This window comes from Streptomyces flavidovirens DSM 40150 (assembly GCF_000429085.1).
GTDB lineage: Bacteria > Actinomycetota > Actinomycetes > Streptomycetales > Streptomycetaceae > Streptomyces > Streptomyces flavidovirens.
Map to the genome: position 1 here is coordinate 30,420 of NZ_AUBE01000023.1, position 18,402 is coordinate 48,821.

Genomic DNA, 18,402 nt, shown 5'->3' on the forward strand with positions numbered 1-18,402 from the left:
CGTGGCTCCTGTGTGGTGCGGGGCGTACGGTGGGGCCACTGGTGGGGCGTGCCTGGTCTGGGGAGATCGTGGGCACGCCCCGCGTTCATGCTCAGGCGTGTTGGCGGCGCGCTTCGGCGGCTTCCTGGGTGGCAGGGTCGTCCGGGTAGCCGCAGCGCTTCAGCTCGAAGAACCAGTGGGCGTTGGGCATGCCACAGTCCGGGCTGATCGGGTGCCGGTCGAAGTAGGCGAACCGCTGCTGCGCCTCGGCCATGTGCTGGTCGCAAGCGAGCCCGTTCTCCATCTGCGCGTCCCACGCGATGTGCCACGTCGCGGGTACGCCACAGTCGTTGGCGTCGGTGTCGCCGGGCGAGTAGGTGCAGAGCTGGGGGCTCGCGTCGACCATGCGGCCGACGGGGACGTTGGGGTTCATGGTCATTTCCCCTTGGTCTGGTTGACGCGGACGGCGGCCCATATGAGGGCGCAGAGCAGTGCGGTGACGCATACGGCGATCACTGCGGCGAGGGTGTAGGCGTTCACGGTGTGGGCTCCGAGGGCTGGGCAGGGCGGTGGATGGGCTCAACAACGGCCTGGGTGCACCTCTGGCAGATCCGGTACTTGGTTGTGCGGCCGGGCTCCAGCTGGGCGTCTACGGGCTCTGCCTCGTGCGGCTGCTCCCTGGTGGCAAGGCACTCCTGGCAGGGCTGGTATGCCTCCCAGTCGTGTCCGTGGGCGCACGTCCACCGGCCGCCTGGAGGTTCGGGTGCGCTCATGTGGTGGGCTCCTTGGGCTCGGCGAGGGCGTGCACGTGGGCGAGGGCGGCGCGGATGTCTCTGAGTGCTTCGCGGTAGCCGTTGCCGAACTCGGATCGCGCGGTGACGGGATCTCCTGCGATCCAGGCGCGCACTCGGTCGATGGCGGCCTCGGCGCGGTCGGCGCGCTGCTCGGCGGCGAAGCCCCGGTCCCGCTCATCGGCGGCCAGCTGGGCAGCTACGCGGAGACGCTGATCGGCCAGGCCGCTGTAGGCGTAGTGAAGCGCGTCACGGGAGTCGTGTCGGCGGTACGCGCGGTCAGTCTGGGCGCGGAGCCGGTCGCGTTCGTCGTACAGCGCGTCTAGGGCGTCGCTGGTGATCGTGTCGGCGGTGTGGCGCTGCTCGGTCATCGGTCGCTCCAGGTGGGGCAGTTGGCGGCGTGGATCTCGCCTGCGGAGGCGGTCCAGAACGGGCAGCAGGGCACGAACAGGGGGCTGGTGGTGGCGCCGGGCCCTGCGGGGCGTGCAAGGCGCTCAGTACGGCGTACGGCGATCCGGTGCGCGCGGGCGGTCTCGGCGAGGGCGAGGGCGAATCCTGCGCTGAGGAGGGCTGCCCATATCTGTCCGTGGACCGCCAGCCAGACGGCGGTTGCGGTGCTGGCGGTGGTGAGTGCGGCGAGGAGCAGTCGGGTCACGGCTTCCTCCAGGGCAGGTAGAGCGGTTTCTGGGTCCAGTGGGCGAGGGGAACGCCGGCCACGACGGTGACGACGGCGACGAACAGCACCACGACGATCACGAGGGCTCCTCGTCGGTCTCGGGCAGCGGGTAGCCGGCCTGCTCCAGGCGGTCGACGAGGTCGTTCGCGTCGAGGCCGCCGACGTCGTTGGACTCGATGACGTAGTCCAGGACGATGCGCAGCACCTCGTCTCGCTGCTGCTCCGCCTTCTGGCGCGCCTCGTGCGGGGTGAGGACACCGGGCGCGTGCCGCTGGACAACGAAGGTGTAGAGCTCCGGGGACTCGGCCACCTTGACGTCCATGGACACCTTGGTCTCGGTGTAGTTCGGCGCGTCGCCGAGCATGGTGCGGGCGGCGGCGACCCAGTGGGCGACGAGCTCGCGGGCGGGTTCCAGTTCCATCTCTGCGCCGTTGCGGAAGTCCATGGCGCGAATGCCGGTCTCGGCCAGCTGCTTCTCGATCCAGGCCTGCGAGGCTGCCTCGTCCAGGACGGCCTCCACCATCGGGCGGAACACGGTGTCCGGGTCGTCGGGCAGGGCCATGTCGACGGCGCGGCAGTGGTGGACGAGGACGGTGCGTGCGAGGTCGGCAAGTTCGGCGATCGGGTCGGGCTGCTCGGTCATGGGGTCTCTTCTCGTATCGCGCGCGGGCGGCGGGGAACCGGATGCACGGCGGTGGTCTGGTCGGGTTGGGGTTGGATGGCCCATCCGCTGCTGAGGAGGTGCTCGGCGATGCGTTCTGCCTGCCCTGCGGGGGTGGTTTCGGTGGGTGGGGTGGTGAGGCGGTATTCGTCGATGGCGGAGGCGATGACGGCGATGGCGGCCGGGGGCATGGGGTTCATGCGGCGGCTCCTCGTCGGCGGTCGCGGCCGACCATGGCGATCACGTGGGTGTCTTCGGTGAGGCGGGAGACGATGCGTTCGCCGAGGGCTGTGGTGAGGTCGGGGCCTTGGCGGTTGCCGTGCTCGTCGCGGGAGTCGGCGGGGAGGTTGCTGGTGTAGAGGCTCGGCCGGCAGGCGTTGTAGCGCTCGTTGATGAGTCGGTAGGTGACTTCCTCGGTCCACTCGGAGGCTTTGGCGCTGCCGAGGTCGTCGAGGAGGAGCAGGGGGACGCGGCAGAGGCGGCGGAGTTCTTCCTCGGCGCCGCGGGGGGAGCCGTTGGGGCGGAGGAGGCCGTACATGTCGGCGGCGGTGGTGGCGACGATCTCGTAGACGTGGGGGCCGGCGGCGGCGATGCGGCGGAGTGCGCCGTACGCCTCGTGGGTTTTGCCGGTGCCGGTGGTGCCGGTGAGGAGGAGGCCACCGGCGGTTGTGGGGTCGGCGGCGACGCGGTCGGCCCAGGCGACGACGTCGGGGTGGGTGGCGTCGGCGTGGCGGTAGCGGGGCGGGGCGACTGCGGCCCAGCGGCTGAGTGCCCAGTCGGCTCGGCGGAGGCGGTGGTATTCGGGGTGGCCGGGCTCGTTGGGGGTGGGGGTTTCGTCCACAGGGCCGGGCTGTACCTGGGGACGGTGCGCGATGCCCGCCATGATCTTCGCGAAGGCGGAGGGGCCGAGGCTGCCAACGGTCTGCGGTTCTCTCATGGTCAGAATCCGTTCTGGTACACGGACGGGTCTACGGGGTTCTGGTAGGGCTGCCAGCCCTGGTTGGCGACGGCGCGCAGAGGGGGCCGGTCGGTGCCCGCAGGTGGAAGGGGCGGGAGTTCGGCCCAGCCGTTGAGGAAGTACTTGGCGGACTCGACTTCGGTTCGGCGGGCGACCTTTACGGCGTGATCGACCATGGCCGGGACGCCGGTCTTGGCGATGAGGGCGAGGAGGGGGAACCACTCGTTGCCCTTGAAGGGCCAGCGGACGGAGACGCCGGCGGTGGTGAGTCCGTGGACGAGGGGCCGTGCGTCTTGGGGGATGTCTGCGTCGGGAGTGACGGGTGTGCTTGCTTGCTTCTTCTCCGTAGGAGAAGAAGGGGTAGGGGACGGGGGCGGGGACGGGGTGTCGTTACTCCCCCCGTTACGCGACGCGTTACGTGACGGGTCCGTAACGCCGTTACGTTTGATCTTCTCGGCGTTCCGCTTCGCTTCCTGCTCGGCCTTCTTCCGCTCCCGATACGCCTGCTGACGTGCGGCGTTCGCCTCACGGTCCGCCTTCACCTTCGCGCGGTCCGGGTTGTACTCAAGGAAGTCGTGAATCATCCAGCCGTCATCAACACGGTCCCAAAGCTTGGCGGCTTCAAGCTCCGTTGCTGCGCTCTTCGTGTTCCGAACGCGCGCCACGAGTGTCAATTCGCGGTCGAGGATCTTCCCCTCGGTGAGGTTCTCGGAGGACCAGCACAGGGCCGACACGTACAGCCGGAACGCGCGGTCGGACAGGAGCGCGACCTTGCGGTGGGACGGGAACCGGTCGTCCAGGCGGACCCAGGGCATGTGCGGCTTCTCTCGGTCGTGGTGCGGGTGTCGCGTCCGGGGCGGGGCTCGGGGCCGGCCGCCCCGGACGGTCATGCGGGAGCGGTGGTCAGCGCACGTACTCGTCGCGGCGGCGCTGCTCCTGCGCCCGCTGGTGCGCGGTGTACTCGGCCTCGGACGGGTAGGTCGCGAAGGCGTCGCCGATGACCTGCTCGGCGTCGCGGGGGCCGGGGCCGACCTCGTCGAGGGTTCCGTCCATGCGGCGGGCCCTCCACATGGCGCGCTTGGCTTCCAGGAGAGTGGTGGCCTCCGCGTCGGACCGGGCGACTTCGCAGCCGGTGACGCGCACCTTCACCTGGGGCTCCTTCTCCTCGCCCTCGGCGTGGCCGGTGTACGACTTGGACGTCAGCTCGACGATGGCGACGATGACGCTGCCGGGCTTCTCGAACAGGCCGCGGCGCTGGTCGCGGGTGAGACTGGCCTCGACTGCACCGGCGGCGGAGTCGAGCTTGACCTCAGGGGCCTGTGCGGGGCTGAGCTTGGGCATGGGGTTCCTTCCGGGTGGGGGCGGGTGGGAGCGGGTCAGTGGCGGTTGAGTGCGAGGTGCATTTCGCGGGCGGCTGCTTCGCCGAGGCCGGTCACGAACGCGTCGCGGGCTTCGTCGGACAGCTCGGGGGCGAAGGCGAAGTGCACGCGGATGATGGGCTTGTCGCCTGCCGCGAACCCGAAGGTGTGCTCGTCGGGCTCCAGCCCGTCGGCGCCGAGGTTCACGGCCCACGCGGAAACGTCAGCCGCCCCGTTGATCAGGTCGTGGATCTTCTGCTGTGCGGCGTGGAACTGGTCCTCGTCGAGCGCCTCGTCCCAGTGCCAGCCCTCCGCGCCCTCGGCCTCTGCGGGCGGGAGGTGGCTCGCGATCTCGGTCCCGTTCATCTGCTCGCCCACGCCCATGAAGTCCGGGTCTTCGGCGAGCGTGGCGTGCTGGCGTGCGGCCTCGGCGCGGAGGTCGTCCTCGGTGTACGGGAGACAGGAGCAGTTGGGGCCAATGCCCGCGGCGTACGCACACGGGTTGTCGTGGCCGCCACGGTGGGGGAAGTCAGTCACTGAGTCGTCCGTTCTGGTAGGCGGCCGCGGCTTCTGCGGCCTGGATGGTGAGGGCTTCCTCGGCGCAGACCTTGTGTGCGGGGCTGCGCTTGGAGTCGCGGAGGTGGGTGGGGAATCCGCAGTAGCGGCAGGGCTTCTCCGTCCGGGACCAGTGCGAGGCATCGCGCCAGTCGAGGAGCCCGCCGGGCGGAGGCTGAGGGCGGGGCCGGCGGGCGGTCATACGGCGGCGCCGGCGGACTTGGCGGCGGCCCGCCGCTCCCGCTGCCACTCGGTGTGCGCGTCGCGGCACGCCTGGTCGATGACCTCGTGGCGCTTCACGTGCCGCTGGTATGCGGCTTGCGTTCCGCAGTCCGAGGTGTCGGCGGGGTCCTTGCGCGGCGGTTGTGAGGCGGCCTTGGCCCTGGCTTCCTGCCGGTGCTTCCTGGCCCGCTCACCGGGGGTGAGGCCGCCGCGGACTCCGGCTCGCACGTGGCGGTCGGCGCCTTTTTCCTCGGCCATGGCGGCGGTCAGGCACTGCTCGATGACGGGGCAGGCGCGGCAAATCCTCTTGGCGGTGGTGTAGTCGGGGTCGCCGTCGTTCTCGGGGATGAACAGGTCGGGGTGCTGGGCGCAGGCGGCGGCGTCGCTCCAGTGGCGGGCGCGGGGCAGGGTGGTGACCGTCATCGAGCCACCGCCCCGAGGTTCGGCCAGTCCTCGTCGGGGGCCAGGCCGCGGATGACGAGGACGAGCTGGCTGCCCTTGACCTTGTGGCCGAGGCGCATGTCCGGGCCGAGGAGTCGGGTGTGGTCGTCATCGTCGAGGAGGCCAGCGTCGACCAGGCCGTCCACGCAGGCCTTGAACGACGGGTACCAGTTCGCCGGGTCGCGGCGCCCGGCGGTGTTGGGGTGCAGGATGCCGAGGATGTGCGCGCGCTGGAAGAGCGGGCCGGGCTTGGCCGCGGCGAGGGCGTCCATGAGTGCGGGGCACTCGGTGACGGCTTCCTGTGTCTTGCCGCGGAGTACCTTGACGATGCGGGCGCGGCGGGCTCGGTGCTGGCTCTGGTTGGAGTTGATCAGTTCGAGGCCGGTGGGGAGCGCCACGGTGTAGAGGGGGCGGGGCCCCGCCGCCGGCACGGTGGCCTGCGCGCACAGGGTCAACGTGGTCATCAGGCACCTGCCGGGGTGTCGGTGCGGCAGGTCCAGCAGGTGCGGGACCCGTCGGCGTGGAGGGCGTGGTACGTCGTGCGGGTCTCCTCGGGGCACCAGGCGGTGTCGTTGCTGTCCAGCTCGCCCGCGGCGAGCAGGGCGGCGAGCGGCGCCATGTTGGGGACCGGGGTGGCGCGGCGCTGACCGGTGGGGCGCAGCGCGTGCCAGACGAAGAGGCAGCCGAGGGCGCGGAGTGAGGCGAGGGCGCCTGCGATGACCTGGAAGGCGCTCACTGAGCACCGCCCGTGCGCTCGCGGTACATCCGGCCGCCGATGGAGTCGAGCGTCTCCAGCTCACCGGTCTCGTTCTGGACCTTGGCGTTGAGCATGCCGTGGCTGCGCAGCTCCATACGGATCTGGTCAAGTCGGCTCGGCGGGGTCTTGGGGTCGAGCTGCTCGTCCCGGTAGGACTCGGCCGACCGCACCGGGGCCTCACCGCGCTCGACGTTCGAGGCATCCGGGTCCGCGTCGTTCGTCGGGACCAGCCCGCCGAGAAACAGCAGCGAACGGAGGGCCGTGGACAAGGCCTTCGCCGTGCCCTTATCCGCCGAGTCCATCGACTCACCGGCCGACTGCACCTCGATGCTGTCGCCGGTCGGCCCGATGATCCGGTATGTGACGGTGGCGGTGCACTCACGGGACGGCTTTCCCCCGGACGTCTTCACGTCCCGGTAGGCGGTCTCGGTGCGGATCGGCAGGACCAGCACGCCATGTAGGCGGCACGCCGGGCCGAATGCGTTGAGAGCGGAGTCCACGCCACGGAATTGGTAGCTGCCGGTGGTGTTGGCCTTGCCGTACCAATTGCCCTTGCTGACGCCGCGGACTTCTCCCATGACGCGGGACCAGGCGACCCACACGGGGACCTGCTCCGGTCCGTCCGGGCCCGGCTCGGGGATGCCTGGGTCCTGTAGCGGTGCCGGGGTGAAGGTGTCCTCGGGGGCGGTAGCCACCGCCGTGGTCGGGGTGTCGGTGCGGCCGGCCGCAGCCGCCGCGCGTTCTGCGAGCGTGGTCATACCTGGTGCGCCTCTCGGACGGTGTGCGGGATGTTGATGCGGCGGCTGGACCGGTCCTCGACGCACGCGGCGTACGCGGCGGGGAACTCCTCGCGGAGCCGCTCGCGGTCGACGTACTCGCGGGTCTCCTCGTCGTACGAGTAGGCCGTCCGGCCGCCGAGGAGCGCGGTATCGGCCGAGCCGAGGGCGCCGATGAGCTTGGCCTTGGCGGTCTTCTTACGCGCCTTGGCGTCGCGCTCGTCGTTGCCCGCTTCGAGGTAGTCGGCGAGCGCGTCCTGGGCGTCACCGTCGCGGTCGATTGCGACGGGCTCGCCTGACCGGTTCGGGTGCAGCTGCTCGTACAGGTCCATCAGGACGTCCGGGTCGGCCGACTCCGGAAGGACCGGCGGGCGGCGCGTGGTGATCTGCTCCCACGCCCGCTGTCCGGCCGCCCGCAGGTCGGCGATGAGCGGCTCGTGATCGGCGCGGCGTACGACGAACTGCCGGTAGTCGTTGCCGCCGATCAGCGTCCCGACGTGCAGGTGATCAAACCCGCACACGTCGATCTGCCAGAGCACCTGCGCCAGGACGTCGTCCGGGCAACCGGTGCGCCACTGCCCGGCCTTGAACGCGGCCCGGCACTTGATCTCCACGGCGCAGCGCTCGCGGGTCTCGGAGGAGAGGGGACACACAAGGACTCGGCGGTCCAGAGTGCACATCTGCCACGGGCGATCCACGTTGGCGACCAGCCCGACGCGGCGCACGGCCGACCGGTTCCGGCGGGCCCACTCGCGGGCCACGGTGTCCTCGATGGCCCGACCCCACAGAGCAGGTTCTGAGTCGTCGCCCTCCAGCGGTAGGCCGCCGGTCTTGTCGTGCCATACGGACAGCGCGTTGCCGTACCGGCTGATGCCGAGGACGGCGGCGAGGTCGGAGGAGCCGATGCCGTTACGGCGGGCGGTGAGCCATGCGTCGCGGTCCGCGTCGGCGGAGAGGATGAGTCGGCCGGTGGGGGTGACCCTGCGGCCGGCGGCCGGGGCGGTGGTGGCCGCCCCAGCCTGCGCGGTGCTGTTCATCAGGAGTCCGCCTCCGGGTCGTACTCGGTGGCGACGGTGATGCGGGTGACGGTGTAGTCCGTCGGCTGCTCGTCGCCGTCACGGGTGATGACCAGTTCGTAGGGGGCGTCGGGCTCGGAATCGTCGCCGAGCCAGTCGAACGTCAGCCCCGTGGGGTCCGGCTCGTTGTTGGTGGCGTCGGCCTCGCAGTGTGTGCGGGCGGCGGCCTCGTTGGTGTAGGTGCCGACCGGGGTGGTGTGCCACGCGGCCCGGTAGACGTACGCGACGGCGGGTTCCGTCTCCAGCTGCACGGCGGGGGCGGCCGGGGTCTGCGCGGCGGCGAGGGCGAGCGTTGCGTACACCTGCGCCTCGGCTGCGAGTGCGTGCCCGGTGACCGGGTCGGCGCCGTCGCCGTAGGTGAAGTGGTGCGCCTGCTTGGCGAGGCGCTCGGCCTCACAGCGGTAGTGCTCGGGTCCGGTCATCACTCGCTGTCCTTCGCGTAGTTCGGGGTGTACGTGCGGCGGCCGGGTACGTCTTGCTCGGTCAGGTAGCCGAGTCCGGCGAGGTGCTGGAGGATGTGGCGGGCGCGGTGCCGGGTCGTGGCCGGGTCGACGTGGGCGACGAGCCAGCGGTGGGCGCTGGTGGTGGTCCAGTGGCCGCCCGCGCCGAGGATGTGGTCGTAGAGGCGGGCGGTGAGCTCGTCGAGGTGGGGAGCGGCCCCCGTGTACGGGTGCAGCCACGCGCGGGTCTCGTCGCTCGGGCAGAGCAGGCAGCCGGGGCCGCCCCAGGTCCGGAGGTGCTTGTGGGATGTCGGGCCGTGTGCGCAGGTTGCGCACGGCTGGGGAGTGGACGTCGCGGCCGGGGTCGTGTCCTTCTCGCCCTGCCCGGCGGCGTCGATCGCTTCGAGTTCGAGTTGCGCCTCGACGACGCCCGCCGACATGGGCAGCCCGTCGCGGCGCAGTATGTCGGCGACCTCGCGAAACGTCTCGGCACGGATCAGCGGAGCCGCGGCGGCCAGCACGGCGTCAGCCAGTGACTCGTACGGAGCCATGAACGTGGTGGACGGGTGGTCCTTAACCGCCTGAATCGCGGCATCGCGAGCGTTCACGCGGCACCCGCTTCACGCTGCGACGGGACGGCCTTGGGCGCAGCCAGCACCCGCAGCCGCTCCGCGAGGCGGAGAACCTGCTGCCCGTACACCGGGACCTTGCCGCCGTCGACCAGCTCGTCCAGCAGGTCCTGCACCCGAGCGTCCCGCTCGTGCGTCGCACCGGAGTCGATGCCCTGGTGGCCGGCGGACCGGTCCAGCTCAGCAATGTTCACCAGGTCTGCGAGGACACCCTCGCCATCCTCCTCGGCGGCCTGCGCCAGGGCGAGGACCAGCGTCGAGAGGTAGTGGGAGACGTCGAGGGCCACGCCGGTCGGCAGCATGTCGACGGAGATGCGGAACGGCCCAGTGACGGGCGTGCGGTCAGCGTGCATCGGTGCCTCCGAGGAGCAGTTCGAGGAGCCAGAAGGCGAGGAACGCGAAGCAGGCGGCGATGAGCCAGATCACGCGACACCGCCCCACCGGGCGTTCGCGTGGGCGCACGGGTTGTCGACGTGCCCGCCGTGGCACCCGCTGCGGCAGGCGGCGCAGTCCGGGCACCACTTCGACGGGCTGTCGCCGCAGACGTCGCAGGCCCCGGCCTTGTCGGGCGCCATGACGCGAGCGTGGACGTCGTCAGTGCAGGTGCAGTCCGGGGACGCCGGCCACCGGCACGGCGCCGAATGCTTCGGCTCTTCCACGGGCCACCCGAAGTGGCCGCCCGCTCCATCACTCATCTCGTGATCGCCGTTATGCCCGGCGTCAAGGTCGCAGGTGCAGCCGTGCGGACTGACGTGACGGCAGAAAGGCGGGGCAGCCTTGTCCGTCTCCGTCGCCCGATGCGCGATGGTCAGGTCGGCCTCCAGCTCCGCGACACGGGCCCGCAGGCGCCCCAGCTCACCAGCGTCACCAGCCGCCCGCATGACCTCCCACAGGCCGATCACCGCAGGGAGCCCGATGCCGAACGCTGAGCTGTCCCAGTAGCCCTTGGCGTACGCCGGGTCGGTGTGGCAGCTCGACGGCCACAGGTCACACGAGCAAGCACGCTCGTGGTAGTAGTCGTTGACCGCCCGGTCGCCCGCGTTGACCAGCGCGTCCATCTGCGCCTCGGTCAGCTCGGCGGGCTGCGCGTTCATGAGAGCGCGCAGGCCCTCCAGCTGGCCGGCCGCGCCCTCCGGCTGGAGCAGCTGCTTGCTGTGCAGTGCGTCGGCGAGGTGCGCGAACAGTTCGGCGGGCCTGCCGTTCCACTGCGTCGCAGCGGCGGCCATCGTGTTCGTCGCCGTACGGATCAGGGGCTCGCCGCTCATGCCGACACCTCCGCAGCGTCAGCAGCCTCGACGGCGGACACCAGCGCCCACGCGGTGACCTTCACCCCGCGCACCAGTTCCCCACTGGCCTCCGTGAACTGGTCACCGCTCCCGTGCGTCCTGGTGTCGACGGTCATCGACTGCTCGTCCGCGAACACGGCGACGGCGGCGGGGTCCTGGTGGAAGTAGAACTGGATGCTCGGCTCGTCGGGCGCGAAGTCGGGGCACTGGATCGTGAAGTTGGTGGGGATGACGGTGCTTTCGCTGAGGATGGTCTCCGCCAGCGCCAGCGCGGTCATGTAGTTCATGCGCCGGGTCAGGCTGCTGTCCGGCATGGCCGGAGCGGTAAGGTCGATGGTCACGGTGTCCTCGTTTCTCGTGTGGATGAGGTGCCGAGGGGTCGCGTACGGACGGGCTAGGTCCGGGGCGGCCCCGCTTTACGTGGTGGGTCAGGCGACGGCGCCGGCCTTGAAGGCAGCGAGTTCGGCGGCCTGCTGCCGGCGCTTCGCTTCCTTCGCGGCCTGGCCCTTGATGCGGCGGGCCTGCGCCGAGCGGAGCGCCAGTTCGGTGTAGTGCGCCTTGCGGAGCGACTCCGCGACGGCCTTGATCTGCTCGTCGCTGGCGTCCGGGTGCAGCTCGCGGGCCTTGGCGATGAACCGCGTGAAGTGGCTGGCCTTACGGGCGGCGGCGGTACGGCTCGCCCTGTCGGGGGTGGCGGCCCAGCTCTTGTGCGCGGCGAGGCGCATTTGCATCGACCGCTCGCTGGTGCTCATGCGTCGTGTCCTTTCGAGAGGCGCCCACGCCCATGGGCGTGGGCAGTGGCTCAAAAAAGAGAGCGCCTTGGTGGACGCCGAGCGTGGCGGCTATCCGTCGTGCCACTGCGGGCTCCACCGTTGCGCGCTCTCCGCTGAGTAGCGCGGAGATCTTCTGTTTGGAAACTCCGACCCGCCCTGCCAGTTGCTGACCGGTGATGCTTTCCCCTCCGGGCGCCCATTGCATGAGCCCTCGCAAGAGGTGCGGGTCGGTCAGGCGAAGTCTGGCAGGGGTCATCGGTGCCTCCGTCGTGCTGCCCACGTTCGTGGACAGCTCCACTAAAGCACATCGCTTAAGCGGTGTCCACGATCGTGGGCATGTTTCCTTTCGGTCAACAAATGGCCTAGGCCACGCCTGCCTCTACTAAGGTGCCCCTGATCGTGGACAATGACTGACGACAGTAAAAGGTTGTACGCCTTGACCTGGGAATTCTGGGTCAGTACCGGCCGGAAGGTGTGGACTGTGACGCCCAGGGAGGCGGTAGTGATGCCAGAGCAACGGGATGCGCTGACCGAATTGATCTGTCAGCACGTGGGCACCGGGAAGCGCTGGTCCACACGCACCTTTGCCGAAGTCGCCGTGGACCCCGCCACTGGGTGGGCGCCGAGCAAGTCGCTCGTCGGGAAGATCGTCAAGGGCCAGTCCTACGACATCACGCCAGAGCTGGTGTCCGCCGTCGCCGTCGGCCTCGGCCTGCCGCGCGAGGTGGTCGCCGCTGCTGCCCACTTCCAGGTCATCGGATACACCGCGTCCGAGCTGGCCGGCGAGGCGCCCGCGACGGTGCTGCATGAGATCGGCCAGCGTCCGGAGAATATGCCCAAGTCCCGTGCCGTGGCCGAGCGTTGGGCCTCCGAGGAGTAGTACATCGGGCGGCGTGGGGTAGCTGAATCTTGGACACTCGGGGGGTGCAGGCTTTATCTCTGAAGTGTCACAATGCGGAATGGGCCTTCGCCATTCTGCCTGCAACCTGCACGGATGGCCTCTGTAGTCGTATGGTTACAGCACCTCGCGCGATACGAACGCGTGTGCGATCTGGCATGCGGCGGGACAGGGGGTCATGTGACGGATGTCCAGATGGAGCGGGCCGAGCTGGATGGCGGGATACCCGTGATGTACCGGGACTACGGTCACCGTGTCCGTATGGCTTACGACCCCGCACAGATCGACGAAGCCGCGGCCATCGCACTCCTATGCGTGCGCGTACCGCGGCTCGTCAACAGCCTCGAACTTATCCGTCGCCACTGAGCCCGACGGCGGCCGGCTACTTCAGCCGGTCGCCGGGGCTCAGCCTCGCGTGAGCCGCCTTCGCCCGCTCGGCGCCCGCAGACGAGGCGTACCGGGACAGCATCTGCCGGGACTTCCACCCCGTGATCCGCATCAGATCGTCCTCATTCCCGCCGCCGACCTTCCACTGGTGAGCGAACGTGTGCCGGAACTGGTGCGGGTGGATGGGCGGGATGCCGGCCTCGGCGCACCGGCGCTTGAGCATCGTCCCCACGCCCCAGATGGTCAGCCGCTGGCCTCGGTTGCGGTCCCCCCACCAGAGCCACATGTCGTCGTCCAATGGCTTCCCCTTGTGCTTGGCTGCGGCCCTCAGGTACCGGTCGAGGGCGGTCGCGGTCGCGCGGCCGAACGGGACGCTACGGACCTTGTTGGCCTTGCCGAGCACCTGGAGGACCATCAGGTCCAGGTCGAGATCGGCAACCCTGCGGTCGGTCGCTTCGCTCAGCCGCACCCCGGTGTCGAGGAACAGCATGAGGAGCGCCGTGTCGCGCCGGTCCGCGTAGGTCTTGCCCTTGCACGTCTTGAACAGCTTGGCGAGATCGCCGTCGCTGATGACTGGCACCTCTACTTCGCCGGGGTGGGGCGCTTTCATCGTGCGCATGGGGGAGCGGTCCAACTCCTCCTCATTGACCAACCAGTTGAACATCGTTTTCAAGCTGCGGAAGTGCTGGTTCGCATTGCTCGCCGACGTCCTCTTGATGGTGGCGGTGATGTACGCCTCTACATGCTCGCGGTGGATCTCCTCGATGGTGGTCGGGGCCTGCTTGCCCTCGTTCCCGTCGTCGTCGATGGCCGGCCGGTAGCCGTTCTCCTCGTCGAGGAGGAAGGCCGTGAACGCTTTCGCGGCCTGGCCGTAGATGCGGATGGTGTTGTCCGAGAGGTGCTGAGACTTGAGTGCGCGCAGCCATGAGGCGCACATCGGCCCGAGGTTGTACCGCGTCGATGTCATGCGCTCCACCATGCTGCCCACTATCGTGGACAGTCAAGGCGCTTGGCGCATAAGCGATGTGCTTGGGGCGAGAAAAGGAAATGACCAGCGTTTCCGCTGGTCAGGATGTGTAAGCGCCCCCGGCAGGACTCGAACCTGCGGCCAAGCGCTTAGAAGGCGCCTGCTCTATCCACTGAGCTACGGGGGCCGGATCATGGCCTCGGTGGCCTGGAACCCCAGGGCTGTGAGAGTCCTGGGCCTTGCCGGGGACAAGGATAGGGCTCCGAGGGCCTTGGGCCGGTTGCTTCACCTGCGTGGCACGATGTGGAGGTTCAGTGAAGCGAACCTGATAATCGCAGGCGAGTGCGAATCGCGCACCGCTTTTGGCGTCTCGCGCCTCGGGTGTTGTGCACTCGTTATGCCTGCGCCCCACTCGTACCGTCTGTCCCTCACCGCCAATCGGCGCGCAGAGGTGCCTTTAAGCTTCTAAAAGGCTTCAAAATTGGGCATTCTTCGCATGTGGTGACCTTGGACGCACGGCCTCAGCTGATCGACGCACTCTCCGCCCTGCGCGACCGTGTCGCCGCCGTGCGCCTCCCGCTCCCGCTACCGGGGGCTCCACGCGCCCGGCAGGCCCGGGTCGAGCTGCTGGCGCAGCTCGACGACTATCTGCTGCCCCGGCTGAAACAGCCCGAAGCGCCGCTGCTCGCCGTCATCGGCGGGTCGACCGGGGCCGGCAAGTCCACCCTCGTCAACTCCCTGGTCGGCCGGAGGGTGAGCGAGGCCGGCGTGCTGCGGCCCACCACGCGGACGCCCGTGCTCGTGTGCCACCCGGACGATCACCACTGGTTCGCGAACCTGCGCGTACTGCCGCAGCTCACCCGCGTATGGCTGCCACGGCAGGACGGGGAGGAAGAGGGCGCGGAAGTGCCGCTGGAGGCGGGCAAGGGCGCCGACGGCGGCGACACGCTGCGGGTCGAGACCGTCGGGACGCTGCCGCGCGGGCTCGCCCTCCTCGACGCTCCCGACATCGACTCGCTCATCACGGGGAACCGCGTGCTCGCCGCCGAGCTCCTCTGCGCCGCCGACGTCTGGGTGATGGTGACGACGGCTTCCCGGTACGCCGATGCCGTGCCGTGGCACCTGCTGCGTACGGCGAAGGAGTACGACGCCACCCTCGTCACCGTCCTCGACCGGGTGCCCCACCAGGTGATCGGCGAGGTGTCGCAGCAGTACGCCGCGCTGCTCACCAAGGCCGGGCTCGGCGACGTACCCCGGTTCACCATCCCCGAGCTGCCCGAATCCGCTGGGGGCGGAACCGGACTGCTGCCCTCCACCGCCGTCGAGCCACTGCGGGCCTGGCTGGCGCACCGGGTGCACGACTCGGCGGCCCGCCAGCAGACCGTCGCCCGTACCGCGAGCGGCGTCATCAAGTCGCTCAACGCCCGGATGCCCGAGCTCGCCGGGGCCGTCGCCGCGCAGTACGCCGCCTCCGTACGGCTGAGCGCGGACGTCGAGGAGGCGTACGAGAGGGAGGGCGCGCGGGTACGCAGCAGGCTCCGGCGCGGCGCGGTCCTGTCCGGGGACGCGCTCACCCGCTGGCGCGGCTATCCGCTGGACAGTTCCGCGGGTGAGCTCCTCGACTCGCTCGTCGCGAGCCTGACCGCGCTGCTGCAGTGCGCCGTCGCCGCCGCCGACGAACGCGTCCACGAGGCATGGCGGCGGGAGCCCGCCGCGGGCGCGGTGGCGTTCGGCATCCCCGACCGGGAGGCGGGCGAGCGGATCGCGATGGCCGCACGGCGCTGGCGCCGGGTGCTCGAAGAGCTTGCCGAGGAGGAGGTACGGGACCTTGAGCGGCCGCCCGCGCCCGACGCCGAGACCGTCGCCGCCCTGCTCGCCGCCGCGCTGCTGGGCGGCCGCCGTGCGCGCACCGCCGGGGAACGGCTGGCCGAGCGGATCGGCGCCATCGCCGCGACCCGGCTGCGCGACAAGGGCGGGGAGCTGCTCACGACGTACATCGACCGCGTACTCAATGCCGAGAGGGACCGGCGGCTCGCGCCGCTCGACGCCCTCGAAGTGACCCCGGAGCCGCAGGCCGCGCTGATCGCCGCGCTCTCCGTGCTGCAGAAGGAGAAGTGATCGCAAACGTGACTGCTGTGACTGATGACACCGATGGTGTGGACGGTATGGATGGGGAGCGGGCGGACGGGGAGCGGGCAGATGGGCCGGCGGAGGGGCGGTGGGACGACGGGCTGATTGCCCGGCGCGCCGCCGAGCGGGCCGCGGCGCGGGGCGAGCAGCAGGCCGTACGGGCATTGCGTCCCACGCCGCCGCTGCCCGACCGGCCGCCGTCCAACCCACCGCCGTCCGACCGGGCCCAGGGCGTCGACGACGACTACGACGACTACGACGGTCTGCTGCCCGGCGGCGCCTACGGCGGACGGCTGCGCGGACGTCTCGACGCGCTGCGTGAGCTGGTCGGCCTCTCCCGTACGCGCCTCGACGCGACCACCCTCGCCGAGGCCGGCCGCGTACTCGACGAGGCCGCCGCCCGCCAGCGGCTCTCCGCCCGCCACACCGTCGTCGCCGTCGCCGGCGCCACCGGCAGCGGCAAATCGACGCTCTTCAACGCACTCGCGGGCGTACAGATCTCGGAGACGGGACTGCGCAGGCCGACCACGTCCGCGCCGATCGCCTGCAGCTGGACGGACGGCGCCGCCGGGCTGCTGGACCGGCTCGGCATCCCCGGCCGGCTGCGCCGCAGGCCGGCGCCGCCCGGGTTTCGCGACGAGGCGCTGAACGGGCTCGTACTCATCGACCTGCCCGACCACGACTCGGCCGCCACCGCCCACCGGGACCAGGTGGACCGGGTGCTCACGCTCGTCGACGCGGTGATCTGGGTCGTCGACCCGGAGAAATACGCCGACGCCGTGCTGCACGAGCGCTACCTGCGGCCGCTCGCCGGGCACGCGGAGATCACCTTCGTGGTGCTCAACCAGGTGGACCGGCTGCCGGGCGACGCCGCCGACCTGGTCCTCGACGACCTGCGCAGGCTGCTCGACGAGGACGGCATGGCACTCGGCGAACACGGCGAACCGGGCGCCACGGTCCTGGCCCTCTCGGCGCTTACGGGGGAGGGCGTCGGGGAACTCCGCGAGATGCTCGGCCAGTTCGTGCAGGAGCGCGGAGCCCCCGCGCGCCGGCTGTCCGCCGACGTGGACGCCGCGGCGGCCCGGCTGCGCCCCGTCTACGTCGCCGACGGGAGGCGGCCGCCGGAGCTCGGCGAGCGGGCCCGCGCCGAGTTCACCGACCGGCTGGCCGAGGCGGTGGGCGCGGCGGCCGTGGGCCAGGCGGCGGAGCGGGAGTGGCGCCGGAACGCGGGGAAGTCGTGCGGGACGCCGTGGCTGAGGCTGTGGCGCTGGTACGAGGCGCACCGCGCCCTGGGGGCCGGGATCGACCCGATTTCCGGGCAGACCCCGGCCGAGGGGGAGGAAGAGGAGATCACCGCCCGGCAGCGCGTGGAGCAGGCCGTGCGTACGGTCGCGGACGCCGCCGCCGCCGGGCTGCCCGCCCCCTGGGCGCAGGCGGTACGCGAGTCCGCGGTGCGCGGCGCGGCCGGGCTGCCGGAGGAGCTGGACGTACTGGCGGTACGGGCCGGATTGCCCCGCGGCAGGCCGCCGAAGCCCGCGTGGTGGCCGGCGGCGGTGCTGACGCAGGCCTCGATGACGCTCCTCCAGATCTTCGGCGGGCTGTGGCTGGTGGGCCAGATCGTGGGCGTACTAGAGCCGCAGCTGCTGCCGCCCGTCCTGGTGATGCTCGCCGGCATCGTCGGCGGCCCGCTGCTGGAGTGGGCGTGCTCGGTGGCGGCCAGGGGGCCGGCGCGGCGGTACGGGCAGGACGCCGAGCGGCGGCTGCGGGAGGCGGCGGCCGGGTGCGGCCGGGCGCGCGTGCTGGACCCGGTGTCGGCGGAGCTGATGCGGTACTGGGAGGTGCGGGAGCAGTACGTGGCGGTGACGGGCTTGTCCACAACCGGCCGGTAACCCACAGGCTCCGGCGGGCTGGCCGCGTCCGGTCCAGCATGGGACCAGTCAGCCTTACAAGGGCGGTGGCGGAAGTGGCGAGAGCGGAGGGGGAGCCGGGATGAGTGACACCTGGGTGACGCTGGTGGGCAATGCCGCGACAGGCGTGGACTACCGGGATTCGGCGGCGGGCGGTGTGGCGCGCTTCCGGTTCGCGGTGACGGCGCGGTACTGGGACCGCCAGAAGGAGAGCTGGGCGGACGGGCAGTCCAGCTTCTACACGGTGTGGGCGCGGCGGTCCCTGGCGACGAACCTGGCGGGCTCGGTATCCATCGGTGAACCACTCGTCGTACATGGGCGGTTGCGGATTCGCGACGAGGAGAAGGACGGGCAGCGCAGATTCTCCGCGGACATCGACGCCCTGGCGGTCGGGCACGACATGACGCGCGGTACTTCGGCCTTCAGACGGGTGGTGAAAGGGGACCCGGCCCTGGCGCGGCGTTCGGTGACGGAAGGGCACAACTCGGCTGATTCGTACGGCGATTTATCGACAGCACCGGCTGCGAGAGGCGATCAGCGATAACGATTCCGATTCGGAATGGCTATCTGACGGTATGACAGGGGGCTGTCGTTCCGGGCGTCTCTAGGATCTCTGTCTGGATACTCACGGGGCACTTGAGTCTGCCGGCGAGGCACTCCCCCCACAGTCGCACCACGCGAAAGGGCCTCGCCCGAAGGGGAATTCTGTGTTTTCTGCGCTCTCTGCGTTCTCTT

28 protein-coding genes and 1 tRNA gene are annotated in these 18,402 nt (G+C 70.6%); 5 read left to right on the forward strand and 24 right to left on the reverse strand.

Translation table 11 applies throughout. From position 1 onward, the window contains the following. Positions 1 to 91: 91 nt before the first annotated feature. The 22 genes from G412_RS39315 to G412_RS41805 form a co-directional block, all read right to left on the reverse strand. The gene (locus G412_RS39315; protein WP_037649794.1) at positions 92 to 412 is read right to left on the reverse strand and encodes a hypothetical protein; all 321 of its coding nucleotides are present in this window, start codon (positions 410 to 412) and stop codon (positions 92 to 94) included. Between the two features lie 336 nt (positions 413 to 748). Then, entirely contained in the window at positions 749 to 1,141 is a 393-nt protein-coding gene (locus G412_RS0124865) for a hypothetical protein (RefSeq protein ID WP_028814449.1), read from the reverse strand. Next, entirely contained in the window at positions 1,138 to 1,425 is a 288-nt protein-coding gene (locus G412_RS0124870) for a hypothetical protein (protein WP_028814450.1), read from the reverse strand. The genes G412_RS0124865 and G412_RS0124870 overlap by 4 nt, the downstream gene beginning before the upstream one ends. Before the next feature lie 97 nt (positions 1,426 to 1,522). Next, positions 1,523 to 2,089, reverse strand: coding sequence for a hypothetical protein (locus G412_RS0124880; RefSeq protein WP_028814451.1), 567 nt, complete (start codon positions 2,087 to 2,089; stop codon positions 1,523 to 1,525). Beyond that, positions 2,086 to 2,307: a hypothetical protein gene (locus G412_RS0124885; protein ID WP_028814452.1), complete on the reverse strand. Its 222-nt coding sequence runs from the start codon at positions 2,305 to 2,307 to the stop codon at positions 2,086 to 2,088. The genes G412_RS0124880 and G412_RS0124885 overlap by 4 nt, the downstream gene beginning before the upstream one ends. Beyond that, positions 2,304 to 3,044, reverse strand: a complete 741-nt coding sequence (locus G412_RS0124890; RefSeq protein WP_028814453.1) for an ATP-binding protein — start codon at positions 3,042 to 3,044, stop codon at positions 2,304 to 2,306. The genes G412_RS0124885 and G412_RS0124890 overlap by 4 nt, the downstream gene beginning before the upstream one ends. A 2-nt stretch (positions 3,045 to 3,046) precedes the next feature. After that, positions 3,047 to 3,880: a hypothetical protein gene (locus tag G412_RS37340; RefSeq protein ID WP_051338599.1), complete on the reverse strand. Its 834-nt coding sequence runs from the start codon at positions 3,878 to 3,880 to the stop codon at positions 3,047 to 3,049. A gap of 88 nt (positions 3,881 to 3,968) precedes the next feature. After that, positions 3,969 to 4,406, reverse strand: coding sequence for a hypothetical protein (locus G412_RS0124900; RefSeq protein ID WP_028814454.1), 438 nt, complete (start codon positions 4,404 to 4,406; stop codon positions 3,969 to 3,971). A 35-nt stretch (positions 4,407 to 4,441) separates the two neighbouring features. Next, positions 4,442 to 4,960 (reverse strand): hypothetical protein, encoded by a 519-nt coding sequence (locus G412_RS0124905; protein WP_051338600.1) that lies wholly within the window; start codon positions 4,958 to 4,960, stop codon positions 4,442 to 4,444. Further along, positions 4,953 to 5,180, reverse strand: a complete 228-nt coding sequence (locus G412_RS0124910) for a hypothetical protein (RefSeq protein WP_028814456.1) — start codon at positions 5,178 to 5,180, stop codon at positions 4,953 to 4,955. The genes G412_RS0124905 and G412_RS0124910 overlap by 8 nt, the downstream gene beginning before the upstream one ends. Continuing rightward, positions 5,177 to 5,623: a WhiB family transcriptional regulator gene (locus G412_RS37345; RefSeq protein WP_051338601.1), complete on the reverse strand. Its 447-nt coding sequence runs from the start codon at positions 5,621 to 5,623 to the stop codon at positions 5,177 to 5,179. The genes G412_RS0124910 and G412_RS37345 overlap by 4 nt, the downstream gene beginning before the upstream one ends. Next, complete coding sequence (locus tag G412_RS39320) at positions 5,620 to 6,105, reverse strand: hypothetical protein (RefSeq protein WP_037649796.1); 486 nt, start codon at positions 6,103 to 6,105, stop codon at positions 5,620 to 5,622. The genes G412_RS37345 and G412_RS39320 overlap by 4 nt, the downstream gene beginning before the upstream one ends. Continuing rightward, entirely contained in the window at positions 6,105 to 6,377 is a 273-nt protein-coding gene (locus G412_RS35905; protein WP_037649798.1) for a hypothetical protein, read from the reverse strand. Before G412_RS35905 ends, G412_RS39320 begins: the two co-directional genes overlap by 1 nt. Further along, on the reverse strand, positions 6,374 to 7,156 hold the full coding sequence (locus tag G412_RS0124935) for an ERF family protein (protein ID WP_028814457.1): 783 nt from the start codon (positions 7,154 to 7,156) through the stop codon (positions 6,374 to 6,376). The genes G412_RS35905 and G412_RS0124935 overlap by 4 nt, the downstream gene beginning before the upstream one ends. Next, entirely contained in the window at positions 7,153 to 8,211 is a 1,059-nt protein-coding gene (locus G412_RS0124940) for a YqaJ viral recombinase family nuclease (RefSeq protein WP_037649801.1), read from the reverse strand. Before G412_RS0124940 ends, G412_RS0124935 begins: the two co-directional genes overlap by 4 nt. Further along, positions 8,211 to 8,672 (reverse strand): hypothetical protein, encoded by a 462-nt coding sequence (locus G412_RS37350; protein ID WP_051338602.1) that lies wholly within the window; start codon positions 8,670 to 8,672, stop codon positions 8,211 to 8,213. The genes G412_RS0124940 and G412_RS37350 overlap by 1 nt, the downstream gene beginning before the upstream one ends. Then, positions 8,672 to 9,298, reverse strand: a complete 627-nt coding sequence (locus tag G412_RS0124950) for a hypothetical protein (protein ID WP_157839155.1) — start codon at positions 9,296 to 9,298, stop codon at positions 8,672 to 8,674. The genes G412_RS37350 and G412_RS0124950 overlap by 1 nt, the downstream gene beginning before the upstream one ends. After that, complete coding sequence (locus G412_RS0124955) at positions 9,295 to 9,672, reverse strand: hypothetical protein (protein ID WP_028814460.1); 378 nt, start codon at positions 9,670 to 9,672, stop codon at positions 9,295 to 9,297. The genes G412_RS0124950 and G412_RS0124955 overlap by 4 nt, the downstream gene beginning before the upstream one ends. 69 nt (positions 9,673 to 9,741) lie before the next feature. Continuing rightward, a complete protein-coding gene (locus G412_RS0124965; protein WP_028814461.1) occupies positions 9,742 to 10,584 on the reverse strand; it encodes a hypothetical protein in 843 nt (280 codons plus the stop codon). Then, positions 10,581 to 10,946 carry a hypothetical protein gene (locus tag G412_RS0124970; RefSeq protein WP_028814462.1) on the reverse strand — a complete coding sequence of 122 codons (366 nt, stop codon included), beginning with the start codon at positions 10,944 to 10,946 and terminating at the stop codon, positions 10,581 to 10,583. Before G412_RS0124970 ends, G412_RS0124965 begins: the two co-directional genes overlap by 4 nt. Positions 10,947 to 11,033: 87 nt before the next feature. Further along, positions 11,034 to 11,357 (reverse strand): hypothetical protein, encoded by a 324-nt coding sequence (locus G412_RS0124975; RefSeq protein ID WP_028814463.1) that lies wholly within the window; start codon positions 11,355 to 11,357, stop codon positions 11,034 to 11,036. Continuing rightward, positions 11,260 to 11,634 (reverse strand): helix-turn-helix domain-containing protein, encoded by a 375-nt coding sequence (locus G412_RS41805; protein WP_157839156.1) that lies wholly within the window; start codon positions 11,632 to 11,634, stop codon positions 11,260 to 11,262. The genes G412_RS0124975 and G412_RS41805 overlap by 98 nt, the downstream gene beginning before the upstream one ends. A gap of 249 nt (positions 11,635 to 11,883) precedes the next feature. Here G412_RS41805 and G412_RS0124980 point away from each other — a divergent pair, with 249 nt between their 5' ends. Together G412_RS0124980 and G412_RS39815 are read left to right on the forward strand one after the other, a co-directional pair. Continuing rightward, complete coding sequence (locus G412_RS0124980; RefSeq protein WP_078607354.1) at positions 11,884 to 12,258, forward strand: hypothetical protein; 375 nt, start codon at positions 11,884 to 11,886, stop codon at positions 12,256 to 12,258. 198 nt (positions 12,259 to 12,456) lie between these two features. Next, the gene (locus G412_RS39815) at positions 12,457 to 12,642 is read left to right on the forward strand and encodes a hypothetical protein (protein ID WP_028814465.1); all 186 of its coding nucleotides are present in this window, start codon (positions 12,457 to 12,459) and stop codon (positions 12,640 to 12,642) included. A gap of 16 nt (positions 12,643 to 12,658) precedes the next feature. Here G412_RS39815 and G412_RS0124990 read toward each other — a convergent pair whose 3' ends face one another. Then, on the reverse strand, positions 12,659 to 13,630 hold the full coding sequence (locus G412_RS0124990) for a tyrosine-type recombinase/integrase (RefSeq protein ID WP_028814466.1): 972 nt from the start codon (positions 13,628 to 13,630) through the stop codon (positions 12,659 to 12,661). A gap of 114 nt (positions 13,631 to 13,744) precedes the next feature. After that, a tRNA-Arg gene (locus G412_RS0124995) sits at positions 13,745 to 13,817 on the reverse strand. Positions 13,818 to 14,137: 320 nt separating this feature from the next. Between G412_RS0124995 and G412_RS0125000 the strand changes: the two genes are divergently transcribed. From G412_RS0125000 to G412_RS35915, 3 genes are all read left to right on the forward strand, one after another. Beyond that, complete coding sequence (locus G412_RS0125000; RefSeq protein WP_028814467.1) at positions 14,138 to 15,748, forward strand: dynamin family protein; 1,611 nt, start codon at positions 14,138 to 14,140, stop codon at positions 15,746 to 15,748. Positions 15,749 to 15,756: 8 nt separating this feature from the next. After that, a complete protein-coding gene (locus G412_RS0125005; protein WP_037649839.1) occupies positions 15,757 to 17,649 on the forward strand; it encodes a YfjP family GTPase in 1,893 nt (630 codons plus the stop codon). A 100-nt stretch (positions 17,650 to 17,749) separates the two neighbouring features. Then, positions 17,750 to 18,211, forward strand: a complete 462-nt coding sequence (locus tag G412_RS35915; RefSeq protein ID WP_078607344.1) for a single-stranded DNA-binding protein — start codon at positions 17,750 to 17,752, stop codon at positions 18,209 to 18,211. Positions 18,212 to 18,402: the final 191 nt, after the last annotated feature.

Excerpts from the sequence above, each read along its gene's own strand:
- G412_RS0124990 (WP_028814466.1), bottom strand. The coding sequence starts at position 13,630 with ATGACATCGACGCGGTACAACCTCGGGCCGATGTGCGCCTCATGGCTG.
- G412_RS0124885 (WP_028814452.1), bottom strand. The coding sequence starts at position 2,307 with ATGAACCCCATGCCCCCGGCCGCCATCGCCGTCATCGCCTCCGCCATC.
- G412_RS0124900 (WP_028814454.1), bottom strand. The coding sequence starts at position 4,406 with ATGCCCAAGCTCAGCCCCGCACAGGCCCCTGAGGTCAAGCTCGACTCC.
- G412_RS0124865 (WP_028814449.1), bottom strand. The coding sequence starts at position 1,141 with ATGACCGAGCAGCGCCACACCGCCGACACGATCACCAGCGACGCCCTA.
- G412_RS0124880 (WP_028814451.1), bottom strand. The coding sequence starts at position 2,089 with ATGACCGAGCAGCCCGACCCGATCGCCGAACTTGCCGACCTCGCACGC.
- G412_RS0124980 (WP_078607354.1), top strand. The coding sequence starts at position 11,884 with ATGCCAGAGCAACGGGATGCGCTGACCGAATTGATCTGTCAGCACGTG.
- G412_RS39320 (WP_037649796.1), bottom strand. The coding sequence starts at position 6,105 with ATGACCACGTTGACCCTGTGCGCGCAGGCCACCGTGCCGGCGGCGGGG.
- G412_RS0124955 (WP_028814460.1), bottom strand. The coding sequence starts at position 9,672 with ATGCACGCTGACCGCACGCCCGTCACTGGGCCGTTCCGCATCTCCGTC.
- G412_RS39315 (WP_037649794.1), bottom strand. The coding sequence starts at position 412 with ATGAACCCCAACGTCCCCGTCGGCCGCATGGTCGACGCGAGCCCCCAG.
- G412_RS0124940 (WP_037649801.1), bottom strand. The coding sequence starts at position 8,211 with ATGAACAGCACCGCGCAGGCTGGGGCGGCCACCACCGCCCCGGCCGCC.
- G412_RS41805 (WP_157839156.1), bottom strand. The coding sequence starts at position 11,634 with ATGACCCCTGCCAGACTTCGCCTGACCGACCCGCACCTCTTGCGAGGG.
- G412_RS0124890 (WP_028814453.1), bottom strand. The coding sequence starts at position 3,044 with ATGAGAGAACCGCAGACCGTTGGCAGCCTCGGCCCCTCCGCCTTCGCG.
- G412_RS0124910 (WP_028814456.1), bottom strand. The coding sequence starts at position 5,180 with ATGACCGCCCGCCGGCCCCGCCCTCAGCCTCCGCCCGGCGGGCTCCTC.
- G412_RS0124975 (WP_028814463.1), bottom strand. The coding sequence starts at position 11,357 with ATGAGCACCAGCGAGCGGTCGATGCAAATGCGCCTCGCCGCGCACAAG.
- G412_RS0124935 (WP_028814457.1), bottom strand. The coding sequence starts at position 7,156 with ATGACCACGCTCGCAGAACGCGCGGCGGCTGCGGCCGGCCGCACCGAC.
- G412_RS35915 (WP_078607344.1), top strand. The coding sequence starts at position 17,750 with ATGAGTGACACCTGGGTGACGCTGGTGGGCAATGCCGCGACAGGCGTG.
- G412_RS37350 (WP_051338602.1), bottom strand. The coding sequence starts at position 8,672 with ATGACCGGACCCGAGCACTACCGCTGTGAGGCCGAGCGCCTCGCCAAG.
- G412_RS37345 (WP_051338601.1), bottom strand. The coding sequence starts at position 5,623 with ATGACGGTCACCACCCTGCCCCGCGCCCGCCACTGGAGCGACGCCGCC.
- G412_RS37340 (WP_051338599.1), bottom strand. The coding sequence starts at position 3,880 with ATGCCCTGGGTCCGCCTGGACGACCGGTTCCCGTCCCACCGCAAGGTC.
- G412_RS0124965 (WP_028814461.1), bottom strand. The coding sequence starts at position 10,584 with ATGAGCGGCGAGCCCCTGATCCGTACGGCGACGAACACGATGGCCGCC.